Genomic DNA, 11,373 nt, shown 5'->3' with positions numbered 1-11,373 from the left:
AATTAAGTCATAAACAAGTTATCATCATCAATTCTTATCGCTTTAATTGATTTAGCCTGACCTGTTTTAGTATCAATATCTATTATACAGCCATTCAAACGACTTCTTCCCTGTTCAGGGACTTCAAACCGCTGCGGCATCTGTGTCAGAAATCTATTTAGAATGGATTCTTTCTTCATACCAAGAACCCCATCGTAGAAGCCCGTCATTCCGACATCCGTCATATAAGCTGTTCCCTGAGGCAGAATTCTGGCATCATTAGTCTGCACATGTGTATGTGTGCCTACTAGAGCGGATACTTTACCGTCCATATACCAGCCTAGCGCTTCTTTCTCACTTGTCGCTTCAGCATGAAAGTCAATAAGGATATTGTCCGTCACTTTTTTAGCGTCTTCAACAAGAGAAGCAGCTGCTCGAAAAGGATCTTCCAAGTCCCCCATAAAGGCCCGGCCGTGCAGGTTGATGACCGCAAGTTTAGTCTGATTAATCGTGATATAAGCCAATCCTTTTCCTGGTGTAACGGAGTTATCCGGGTAATTCGCCGGTCGAATCATTTTATTAGCGGAAGCAATAAAGTCATAAACTTCCCTCTGGTCCCATGTGTGATTACCCATAGTAATCAAGTCTGCACCATTTTTTAAAAGTTCCTTATACAATTTCTCGGTAATCCCTCTTCCGTTAGGTGCGGCATTCTCACCATTGACTACAGTTGCCTGAGGTTTGTATTTCTCTTTAATCTTAGGCAACCAGTTTTTCATCATAGTCATTCCCGGAGTGCCTACCACATCTCCAATAAATAAAACTTTCATTCCTTCTCCTCTTTTCTAATCGGTCTCTTTATTTTACCAGTTATTGTCAGTGAAAATCAAAATCCTTTAGCCTAACTTCCAAATAAAAAAACCAATCATGACAGACCCGTTTATGAGCCTGCTATGATTGGTTACTGAAATTTATTTTGCGTATTCTACTGCTCTGGTTTCGCGTATAACCGTTACTTTAATGTGTCCAGGATAATCCATATCTTCCTCTATCTGCTTGCGTACGTCTCGAGCCAGCTTGGATGCCATACTGTCATCCAGTTGATCCGGCTTCACAATAATACGTACTTCTCGTCCAGCTTGAATAGCGTAACTCTCTTTCACACCTTTATGGCTGTTAGAAATTCTTTCCAGATTTTCCAATCGCTGTAAGTAGTGTTCAAGTGATTCACTTCTTGCTCCTGGCCTTGCAGCTGAAATTGCATCAGCAGCTTCTACAAGGACTGAAATAACGGAACTGGCTTCAACATCACCATGATGCGAGGCAATCGCATTGATGACTGTTTCATTTTCCTGATACTTCATAGCAATTTGCGCACCAATTTCAACGTGTGAACCTTCAACTTCACTATCCAGTGCCTTACCGATATCATGCAGTAAACCGGCACGTTTTGCCAGCTGAATATCTTCGCCTAGTTCTGCCGCCATGACGCCGGCTAGCTTGGCAACTTCTATAGAGTGATTCAATACATTTTGACCGTAACTTGTTCTGAAATGCAAACGGCCGACAATCTTCATTAAATCGGGATGGATGGAGTGAATACCTAATTCAAACATCGCTTCTTCACCGATTTCTCTGATTCTTTCGTCCATCTCTTTACGAGATTTTTCTACAGCTTCTTCAATTCGTCCAGGATGAATACGTCCGTCAGATATTAGTTTTTCCAATGCCATCTTGGCAGTTTCTCTTCTGATTGGGTCGTACCCGCTCAGAACCACTGCTTCCGGTGTATCATCAATAATCAGGTCCATACCAGTCAGACTCTCAAGCGTTCTGATGTTACGTCCTTCTCTTCCGATAATGCGGCCTTTCATATCATCATTTGGAAGATTGATGACACTGACTGTCGATTCTGTTACCTGATCGGCTGCACAGCGCTGTATGGCTTGAGTAACGAGAGCTTTTGCTCTTCTGTCCGCTTCCACTTTAGCCTGATCTTCGTAACGCTTGACCATTACTGCCATATCTCTAGACAAGTCGTCTTCTGTAGATTTCAGCACGATAGATTTTGCTTCTTCTTCTGACAAAACTGCTATAGTATGAAGCTTATTTTGCTGTTCCTCTACTAATTGTTCAGCAGTTTTCTCCAGCTCTTCCACTTTCTTCTGACGAGCAGACAATTTATCTTCTCTGCTTTGCAATGAACTTTCCCTTTTATCTAAAGTGGTCTCTTTTCGCTCAAGATTGTCTTCTCTCTGAGCCAGTCTGTTTTCCTGACGAGACACTTCAGTTCGACGTTCTTTCAGCTCCCACTCTGCTTCCGTACGATAAGAATGGATTTCTTCTTTAGCCTCCAGCAACGCTTCTTTTTTCAAAGTTTCAGCTTCTTTGTTTGCGTCTTCCACAATGTCTTCAGCTGTTCGTTTAGAATTAGCTAATCTTTTTTCAAAACTTTGTTTCGTAAAATAAGATCCTGCGACAATTCCAATAATTAAAGCAACGATGATAGCGAAGGCTGTTAAAATAATATCCATCTAATCACCTCCGTATCATATTTTGTTTTTGTCATGCATTAAAATAATCAGATATTATACAATATCGAATTTATGTTAGGGTACACGATTAGTACTGTCTCGTTTTTTATAGAAACATACTACTTTAATTTTATAGATACTTACAGCTTCTGTCAACTAAGATTTAAGTCGGTATCCGTTTGTCTACATGTTAAAAGGCAAGTCATTCTTTGACTGCAGAATGACTTGCCTTTTTAAAAACTTAGTCTAATTCCAGTGTTTCCGGATCCACACTTTCAACAATTTCAACTTCTTCATCACCAATACCATATGCTGCTCGAACTTTCTTCTCGATTTCAGCTCTCAGTTCAGGATGTTCCGTCAGATACTGCTTGGCGTTCTCTCTACCTTGACCGATACGCTCTTCCCCATAGGAATACCACGCACCCGCCTTCGTAATGATGTCCATGTCTGATCCCATATCAACAATCTCACCAATCTGAGAAATCCCCTGACCGTACATGATATCCACCAATGCGGTCTTAAATGGTGGGGCTACTTTGTTCTTAACAACTTTAATCTTCGTACGGTTACCTGTCATATCCTGACCTGATTTGATTGATTCACCACGTCTGACTTCCAGTCTGACAGAAGAGTAGAACTTAAGTGCACGACCACCTGGAGTGGTTTCAGGATTACCAAACATCACGCCTACTTTTTCACGAATCTGGTTAATGAACAAAGCAATGGTCTTAGTCTTGTTAATTGAACCTGATAGCTTACGCAAAGCTTGGGACATCAGTCGAGCCTGAAGTCCAATGTGTGAGTCTCCCATTTCTCCGTCAATTTCTGCACGGGGAACCAGAGCAGCTACTGAATCAATAACGACCATGTCAACCGCACCACTTGATACAAGTGCATCAGCAATTTCCAAGGCCTGCTCGCCTGTATCCGGTTGTGACAGGAGCAATTCATCAATATCCACACCTAAAGCTCGTGCATATTTAGGATCAAGAGCGTGCTCGGCATCGATAAAGGCAGCAATTCCGCCATTTGCCTGAACCGACGCAATAGCATGAAGAGCTACTGTTGTTTTACCTGAACTCTCAGGACCATATACTTCAATAATTCGTCCACGTGGATACCCACCTATACCTAAAGCGACATCTAGTGAGAGCGAGCCACTGGATACTGTCTTGACTTGAGTATCCACCTTTTCGCCCATTTTCATTATTGAACCTTTACCATAACTTTTTTCAATTTTTTTCAGTGCTGTCTCTAATGCTTTCGCGCGATCATCTGACATTCTTTTTCCTCCTAGAGCATTCATAATTCGGGATTTTACTTTTGTCTACTCTTTATATTTTACGCTTGTAGAGCAGAAAAATCAAGCTTTTTTCGAACGTTTATTCGCTTTACTGTTTATCTTCACCATAATACTTCCTGTCTTCAATTGGCAGATCATCTATCGTACGTCTAACCAATTCCAGTGCATTCAAGACAGCCATTTGCCTGTTTTTATTGCGTTTATAACTGAAGTGAAAGTGCTTTGAGAAGCTTTCTTTTCCCTTATATGATATGCCAATCCATACTGTCCCTGGAATTTGTTTTTCTAGAGAACTGGGGCCGGCCACACCGGTCAAGCCAACTCCAATGTCCGCATTAAAGAGCTCTCTGGACCTTTCTGCCATCTCAATAGCGCATTCGCCACTGACTACTCCAAAGTCTTTTATTGTTTTTTTTCTAACCTTTAAGACTTTATTCTTTTTATCCGCGCTATAAGTCACCAGGCCTCCTTCGAATATTTCACTTGTGCCATGTCCACTGGTCAATTCGCTCATAAATGCGCCACCAGTTAAACTTTCTGCTGCAGTAATGGTCAGTTCTTTTTCTTTGAGCTTATCCTTGATTACTTCAACCATTGTTTTTTCACCATACCCAAAAAAGTAGTCAGAAAGTATGCCCATAATCTTCTTTTCTACTTTATCAATAGCCGCATACCCTTCGTCATCATCTTTAGCCTTAGCCGTTAGTCTGACGGTTATTTCACCCGCATTCGCATAAATGGCAACAGTCGGATTACTTTGCTCCGAAATAATGTCATCTATTTTTTCAGCCAGTTGCGCTTCAGTCAAGCCGAAGAAGCGTAAAACTCGTGAAACGAGTACTTGCTCCTCCATGATATGCTTCACAAGTTCCTTCTTCAGATGATTCTCAACCATAGGTTCCAGTTCATCAGGAGGACCGGGCAACAAGACATAATGATGCTTACTCTTGGATAGCATCATCCCTATAGCAAGGCCGGTATCGTTATCCAAAGGTGTCGAATCAGCAAGAATCAAAGCTTGAAGCTGATTGTTCTCTGGCATCTTAAAATCAGAGTTTTTATGATACGTAATAATCTTGTCTTCTGTTTCTTCATGAAGAATAAGTTCGACATCTAAATATTCCGATAAGGTCTTTTTAGTAATGTCATCTTGAGTCGGTCCAAGCCCACCAGAGAGGACAATGAGATCTACCCGCTCCTCAGCTGTTTTTACAGCTTCTACGAGCCTTTCTTTATTGTCGCCTACTGTTACGTGATGATAGACCTCGATACCCAAAGAAGCCAGTTGTCTAGAGATATAAGCAGCATTCGTGTTGACAACCTGGCCTAACAGCAGTTCTGTTCCAATTGAAATGATTTCAGCTTTCATGATTATCCTCCTGTATTATATATTTACCTTTTATTTGAAAAGTCACTATTATTTTATCACAGGACTGCCCAATAACTGATAAATATGAATTAAAAAAGCCTGCAGCATGAAAGCTGCAGACCAGAAAGTAGTTGGCTTATTCTGAAAATGTTCCTGAGAATACCTCACGTGCATTATAAAAGTAATTAATTCCTGAATAAATAGTAAAGAAAAGACAGATATACAGCAATACTGTTCCTACAGAAATGTCAATAAACCCGAACGGAAAATCATTAATGAGTAAAAAGATGATGGCAAACATTTGGGTATTCGTCTTAATTTTACCCGGCCATCCTGCAGCCATGACCGTACCGCCTTGCTCCACCAAAATCAGTCGCAGACCAGTAACGGCTAACTCTCTTGATACAATTATCGCCACAACCCATGATGGGGCCAATCCCAGTTCTACTAGAAGAATAAGCGCAGTCATTACCAGCATTTTGTCAGCCAGTGGATCGGCAAATTTTCCAAAGTTAGAAACAATATTCATTTTTCTGGCCAAATACCCGTCAAGCCAGTCAGTAAAACTAGCAACAGAAAAGACAACTGCCGCTATAAGCAGATGGTTTTCAACTGATGAGCCAAGAGCATTAAACGTTCCCCAGTCAAAAGGAATAAGAACCAGTATCATAAAAAGCGGAATAAGAAAAATTCTAAATAGGGTTATCTTGTTAGGTAAGTTCATTTTTTCCTCCTGATAGTTAAAATAGACCAGTAACGTATACTGGTCTGCCTTAAACTGTTTATTTATTCAAAACTGATATACATTTCCTGACGTACTGCTTCGACCGCAGCTGGAAGTTCCATATCGTTCAGCTCAACTAAGGTAGCTGATGCATTACCTATGACTAATGCAATCTCCGATACCGTATCATCAAAATCGACAGATAATGACTGTCCATCATCAATTAATCCCTGCTCGGTCATTGTCCCGTCAACCTCTATACTTACCCAGGAAGAACCACCTTCTGCAGATAACGTTAAGACTTGTTCAGTCGGATGATCTCCCTGAATGGTATAGACTGTGGAGTTTCCAGTACCACCGGACTCTTCAACAGTCTGTTCTGCCGACTCATCTTCTTCTGAGTCGTCGTCTTCGCTTTCATCGTTATCAATATCTTCAGAGTCTGATGCCTGATCTTCTGTGTACTCATCGTCTGTATCGGCTTCTTCATCCGACTCCTCACCATTATCGTCGACTTCTACAATCTCTGATGCGTCGTCTCCCTGTATGAAAGAATCAGAATCAGCATTTCCTCCACCAAAAGTCACAGCCAGATAAATTGCAAATATAATGGCAATGACAAGCAGTACGATAAGGATGGTAGGCAAGCTGTCCTGAATGGTAGCCAGAAAGCCGCTACTTTTATTCTTCGAGCGTGTCTGCTTACTGTCTACTCCCTTAGAGTAGGTTGTTTCACTGACTTGAGGCAGAGAATCCATATGTTCTTTAATCAATTCTTCCCCATTTAATCCTACTGAATCGGCATATTGTTTAATAAAGGCTCGTGCATAGAAATTCCCCGGCAAAACATCCAAATTACCTTCTTCAACTGCAATTAGATACCTTTTTTGTATTTTAGTCATCTGTTGTAAATCATCGAGTGTGTACCCCTGAGATTGTCGTGCTTCTTTTAGCTTATCTCCTATTTCGTTCAACCGTATTCACCTACCCAAAGTATTTCTCAAACAAAATCATTCTCTTAATTCATTCAACTTGCTATTAAAATCGAGAGTCATATATCTATCTCTAAAAGTATACCACACGTGAAATTAGCAGTATAGTATATGCAGTCGTTTATGGTGAAAAGCTTCTTTAAATATTTATTACAAACGTCATTAATGAATTTGTACCCTCAACTGCCTGAACTATATTGACCCGTGCTAAAAACAAAGTACAGAATCTCAATGAAATCCTGTACTTTATATTATTTTATAGACAATTTTTCAATTCGTCTACTTTGTCAGTTCTTTCCCACGGTAAATCAATATCAGATCGTCCGAAGTGTCCATAAGCTGCAGTCTGTCTATATATCGGTTTCTTTAAATCAAGCATTTGAATAATGCCTGCTGGTCTTAAATCAAAGGTTTTTCTGACTGCTTCAATCAATTTCTCTTCAGAAACAGTTCCTGTATCAAACGTATCGACGGAAATTGAAACAGGATGAGCGACACCAATAGCATAAGCTAATTGTACTTCAACTTTATCGGCTAACTTAGCAGCTACAATATTTTTCGCTATATATCGTGCAACATAACTAGCAGAACGGTCAACTTTTGTGGCATCTTTCCCGGAAAATGCACCACCACCGTGTCGTGCATAGCCTCCATATGTGTCTACAATGATTTTTCTACCTGTTAATCCCGCATCACCTTGTGGTCCGCCAATGACAAAGCGACCAGTTGGGTTAATGTAGTATTTAGTCTCATCATCCAGCCACTTTTCAGGAATGACTTCTTTGATTACCTTATTGATAATGTCTTCTTTCAGATGAGCTGGTGTTATGTCAGGCCGATGCTGTGTACTGACGACAATGGCATCAATTCTGGCAGGCTGATTGTATTCATCATATTCAACTGTTACCTGAGCTTTACCATCCGGTCTAAGGTAGTCAAGTGTCTTGTCCTTCCTCACTTTGCCCAGTTGTTTAGTCAACTTATGACTTAACGAAATAGGTAAAGGCATCAACTCCGGTGTTTCGTTGGTAGCATAACCAAACATTAACCCTTGATCGCCCGCTCCAATTTTATCCAGTGCATCATGCGTCTCAGTTTTGTACTCAAAGGAATCATCTACTCCTTCAGCAATATCTGGAGACTGATCATCGATGGATACTAAAACAGCACATGTGTCAGCATCAAAACCGTACTTAGCTCGAGTATATCCAATTTCGCGAATGGTATCTCGGGCAATCTTCTGCATATCCACATACGTTTCTGTACGGATTTCTCCTGCAATTAAAACCAGACCTGTTGTGACCATTGTTTCACAGGCCACTCTTGCTTCAGGATCTTTAGATAGAATCGCATCCAAAATAGCGTCACTAATCTGATCCGCGATTTTATCCGGATGACCTTCTGTTACAGATTCTGATGTAAATAAATGTTTTTCTCTCATTATTATTCCCCCTAATTTGTTCGGTTACAAGGCTTCCGACCGGTTCTGGCCGTCCTATCGGGAATTCATTGTAAACCTATATTAGTTTACCACAATTTATAGGTAAAAACATTGCCTACAGCCAATAATTTGATATTCAACCTTGAATATTTCTGTTATCATTAAAGGAATGAATTGTTACTTAAATGAAAGACGTGATCTAATGAACAAATCAACTCTAAAAGCAGCATTAAAACTTTTAATAGTATTAATGCTATCAAATGGCATCGGATTTTCACTGTCCTTACGATATGATGGCATTCACTGGATATCAGCTTTGCTCTTGCTGATTCTGACAACCGGAATTTTTCATATAAACTATATTCTTACTCTCAAGTTGAGGAGAAAAATTATTGGAGCAATTGCCTGTTTAGCTTTACCATTGATATATTTTTCACTCCGCTATTCCCCTTTTACGTTAATGCTGTTTTCTGCAATAATACTGCTCTTTTCCTTGAGAAAACATTTTTTCCATTTTGACATGCTAAATCTATTTCATGGGATTGAGAGCTTTATTATCGTAGTTGTCTTAAACAGTTTTTCCTTTTATAGTCAGACTTACTTCTTCAATTCGACCCTGACGGTCTATCTCATAAGTATTTACCTGGTCTATCTGTCAGTGAATAAACTAGGCAATTATAGTAAGCAGTCAGAAATAGTAGACTGAGGTGTTAAAATAAAAAAAAGCGATCACCCTCCTTTGAGGATAATCGCTTTTTTATTACGAATGACTCACCGCTGATACAGTAAGCGGGTGAGGAGAATCGAACTCCCGACATCAGCTTGGAAGGCTGGGGTTTTACCACTAAACTACACCCGCTTAATAATAAAGATGGCGCTGGACAGAGTCGAACTGCCGACACACGGAGCTTCAATCCGTTGCTCTACCAACTGAGCTACAGCGCCTAAATAAAAACGGTCCCGACGGGAATCGAACCCGCGATCTCCTGCGTGACAGGCAGGCGTGATAACCGCTACACTACGGGACCTAGTACTAAATATTAGAAAACACTACTCAGCAGTGCTCGTAGTGTACAGAAACTGTGAAGCATAGAAGCTTGACAGTGATTAAATCGGAAACACGACGGTCTGAAGACCGCGTGTACTGAGCTTGTAAGCTTCTAAAGAAGCCACAAGACCTTCAATCGGAGACACTACTCATTAACACTCGTAGTGTCTAATGGTTGTATATTGCTAAAGCAATGACAACCATTAGAAAGGAGGATGTGGGATTCGAACCCACGCGCGCTTTTACACGCCTGACGGTTTTCAAGACCGTTCCCTTAAGCCGGACTTGGGTAATCCTCCGACAAATAACAATTCAGTTATTATGACCCCTACGGGATTCGAACCCGTGTTACCGCCGTGAAAGGGCGGTGTCTTAACCGCTTGACCAAGGGGCCTAAAATTAAAAAAATGAAGAACGGAGAAGGAGGGATTTGAACCCTCGCGCCGGGAAAACCGACCTACACCCTTAGCAGGGGCGCCTCTTCAGCCACTTGAGTACTTCCCCATACCAATTAAAAATTGATATAATGGGCCTAAATGGACTCGAACCATCGACCTCACGCTTATCAGGCGTGCGCTCTAACCAGCTGAGCTATAGGCCCTAAAAATATTGCTTATACATTGCTGTATAAAAGCGGGTGAGGAGAATCGAACTCCCGACATCAGCTTGGAAGGCTGGGGTTTTACCACTAAACTACACCCGCATAAAACGGTCCCGACGGGAATCGAACCCGCGATCTCCTGCGTGACAGGCAGGCGTGATAACCGCTACACTACGGGACCTCACTTTTAAACACTTTAATTGTGAGCTTTCCTCACATCGCGCTCCACTTCGTTACGCGTACTCTACCTGTAAGTTGCTAAAGCAACAACAGTTAGAGCAAATTGCGGAGGCAGGACTCGAACCTGCGACCTCCGGGTTATGAGCCCGACGAGCTGCCAACTGCTCTACTCCGCGATAATATTAATGGACCTTGCAGGACTCGAACCTGCGACCTAACGGTTATGAGCCGTTCGCTCTAACCAACTGAGCTAAAGGTCCGCTTCCATAGCGGCGGAGGGGATCGAACCCCCGACCTCACGGGTATGAACCGTACGCTCTAGCCAGCTGAGCTACACCGCCATTTTATTGCAATCGGGAAGACAGGATTCGAACCTGCGACCCCCTGGTCCCAAACCAGGTGCTCTACCAAGCTGAGCTACTTCCCGAAAATAAAGTGCACCCTAGAGGAGTCGAACCTCTAACCGCCTGATTCGTAGTCAGGTACTCTATCCAATTGAGCTAAGGGTGCATTATAGTATTAGTACCGAGGGCCGGAGTCGAACCGGCACGGAGAAAACTCTCCGCAGGATTTTAAGTCCTGTGCGTCTACCAATTCCGCCACCCCGGCATGAGTGTGATTGGACTTACTTGTAAAGGTAAACAAGCGGAAGACGGGATTCGAACCCGCGACCCCCACCTTGGCAAGGTGATGTTCTACCACTGAACTACTTCCGCATAAGTAACTAAGTAAAAAAAGATGCCGGCTAAAGGATTTGAACCCTCGACCCACTGATTACAAATCAGTTGCTCTACCAACTGAGCTAAGCCGGCATTACCTATTTAAGAAAACAATCATGCGGATGGAGGGACTTGAACCCCCACGCCGTGAAGCGCTAGATCCTAAATCTAGTGCGTCTGCCAATTCCGCCACATCCGCGTTTTTCTTAAANCCCTCTGATTAAAAGTCAGATGCTCTACCAACTGAGCTAACGGCTCTTCGTGCAATGGAGGTTAACGGGCTCGAACCGCTGACCCTCTGCTTGTAAGGCAGATGCTCTCCCAACTGAGCTAAACCTCCGGTTTTAAACAATAAAAGAGCTGCACGGCAACGTCCTGCTTTCACAAAGGGAGACCCTTCACTATCCTCGGCGCTGGGAAGCTTAACGGCTGTGTTCGGAATGGGAACAGGTGGATCCTTCCCGCCATCGTCACCGCACA

General features: G+C 42.1%; 7 protein-coding genes, 19 tRNA genes, 1 rRNA gene and 1 riboswitch. All 27 genes read right to left on the bottom strand.

Features of this window, described 5'->3' with window-relative positions:
• Window positions 1-2: 2 nt before the first annotated feature.
• Window positions 3-809 carry a TIGR00282 family metallophosphoesterase gene (locus ACYVLS_RS00435; RefSeq protein WP_460319953.1) on the bottom strand — a complete coding sequence of 269 codons (807 nt, stop codon included), beginning with the start codon at window positions 807-809 and terminating at the stop codon, window positions 3-5.
• A gap of 141 nt (window positions 810-950) precedes the next feature.
• Window positions 951-2,513 (bottom strand): ribonuclease Y, encoded by a 1,563-nt coding sequence (gene rny / locus ACYVLS_RS00430; RefSeq protein ID WP_460319950.1) that lies wholly within the window; start codon window positions 2,511-2,513, stop codon window positions 951-953.
• Between the two features lie 241 nt (window positions 2,514-2,754).
• Window positions 2,755-3,798, bottom strand: coding sequence for a recombinase RecA (recA, locus tag ACYVLS_RS00425; RefSeq protein ID WP_460319948.1), 1,044 nt, complete (start codon window positions 3,796-3,798; stop codon window positions 2,755-2,757).
• 109 nt (window positions 3,799-3,907) lie between these two features.
• Window positions 3,908-5,188, bottom strand: coding sequence for a competence/damage-inducible protein A (locus ACYVLS_RS00420; RefSeq protein ID WP_460319946.1), 1,281 nt, complete (start codon window positions 5,186-5,188; stop codon window positions 3,908-3,910).
• 136 nt (window positions 5,189-5,324) lie between these two features.
• Window positions 5,325-5,912 carry a CDP-diacylglycerol--glycerol-3-phosphate 3-phosphatidyltransferase gene (gene pgsA / locus ACYVLS_RS00415; protein ID WP_460319943.1) on the bottom strand — a complete coding sequence of 196 codons (588 nt, stop codon included), beginning with the start codon at window positions 5,910-5,912 and terminating at the stop codon, window positions 5,325-5,327.
• 62 nt (window positions 5,913-5,974) lie between these two features.
• On the bottom strand, window positions 5,975-6,886 hold the full coding sequence (locus ACYVLS_RS00410) for a RodZ domain-containing protein (protein WP_460319941.1): 912 nt from the start codon (window positions 6,884-6,886) through the stop codon (window positions 5,975-5,977).
• Window positions 6,887-7,160: 274 nt separating this feature from the next.
• Entirely contained in the window at window positions 7,161-8,345 is a 1,185-nt protein-coding gene (gene metK / locus ACYVLS_RS00405) for a methionine adenosyltransferase (RefSeq protein WP_460319938.1), read from the bottom strand.
• Window positions 8,343-8,424: riboswitch (SMK box riboswitch) on the bottom strand. Its footprint overlaps the gene before it by 3 nt.
• Window positions 8,425-9,133: 709 nt before the next feature.
• A tRNA-Gly gene (locus ACYVLS_RS00400) sits at window positions 9,134-9,204 on the bottom strand.
• Between the two features lie 13 nt (window positions 9,205-9,217).
• Window positions 9,218-9,290 (bottom strand) — tRNA-Phe (locus ACYVLS_RS00395).
• A 10-nt stretch (window positions 9,291-9,300) separates the two neighbouring features.
• Window positions 9,301-9,373 (bottom strand) — tRNA-Asp (locus ACYVLS_RS00390).
• 229 nt (window positions 9,374-9,602) lie between these two features.
• Window positions 9,603-9,692 (bottom strand) — tRNA-Ser (locus ACYVLS_RS00385).
• A gap of 23 nt (window positions 9,693-9,715) precedes the next feature.
• Window positions 9,716-9,787, bottom strand: a tRNA-Glu gene (locus tag ACYVLS_RS00380).
• A 21-nt stretch (window positions 9,788-9,808) separates the two neighbouring features.
• A tRNA-Ser gene (locus tag ACYVLS_RS00375) sits at window positions 9,809-9,897 on the bottom strand.
• A gap of 23 nt (window positions 9,898-9,920) precedes the next feature.
• Window positions 9,921-9,994 (bottom strand) — tRNA-Ile (locus ACYVLS_RS00370).
• A gap of 31 nt (window positions 9,995-10,025) precedes the next feature.
• A tRNA-Gly gene (locus ACYVLS_RS00365) sits at window positions 10,026-10,096 on the bottom strand.
• 6 nt (window positions 10,097-10,102) lie between these two features.
• Window positions 10,103-10,175, bottom strand: a tRNA-Asp gene (locus ACYVLS_RS00360).
• A gap of 102 nt (window positions 10,176-10,277) precedes the next feature.
• Window positions 10,278-10,350 (bottom strand) — tRNA-Met (locus ACYVLS_RS00355).
• A 10-nt stretch (window positions 10,351-10,360) separates the two neighbouring features.
• Window positions 10,361-10,434, bottom strand: a tRNA-Ile gene (locus ACYVLS_RS00350).
• A gap of 7 nt (window positions 10,435-10,441) precedes the next feature.
• Window positions 10,442-10,515 (bottom strand) — tRNA-Met (locus tag ACYVLS_RS00345).
• Between the two features lie 12 nt (window positions 10,516-10,527).
• Window positions 10,528-10,601 (bottom strand) — tRNA-Pro (locus ACYVLS_RS00340).
• Between the two features lie 9 nt (window positions 10,602-10,610).
• A tRNA-Arg gene (locus ACYVLS_RS00335) sits at window positions 10,611-10,684 on the bottom strand.
• Between the two features lie 13 nt (window positions 10,685-10,697).
• Window positions 10,698-10,783, bottom strand: a tRNA-Leu gene (locus ACYVLS_RS00330).
• A gap of 35 nt (window positions 10,784-10,818) precedes the next feature.
• Window positions 10,819-10,890 (bottom strand) — tRNA-Gly (locus tag ACYVLS_RS00325).
• Between the two features lie 23 nt (window positions 10,891-10,913).
• A tRNA-Thr gene (locus ACYVLS_RS00320) sits at window positions 10,914-10,986 on the bottom strand.
• A 24-nt stretch (window positions 10,987-11,010) separates the two neighbouring features.
• Window positions 11,011-11,092 (bottom strand) — tRNA-Leu (locus ACYVLS_RS00315).
• Between the two features lie 68 nt (window positions 11,093-11,160).
• A tRNA-Val gene (locus tag ACYVLS_RS00310) sits at window positions 11,161-11,233 on the bottom strand.
• Window positions 11,234-11,255: 22 nt separating this feature from the next.
• Window positions 11,256-11,371 (bottom strand): 5S ribosomal RNA (gene rrf, locus ACYVLS_RS00305).
• Between the last annotated feature and the right edge of the window lie 2 nt (window positions 11,372-11,373).

It is taken from the genome of Alkalibacterium psychrotolerans, from assembly GCF_054784355.1.
This window is presented reverse-complemented; position numbering and strand designations above follow the sequence as displayed.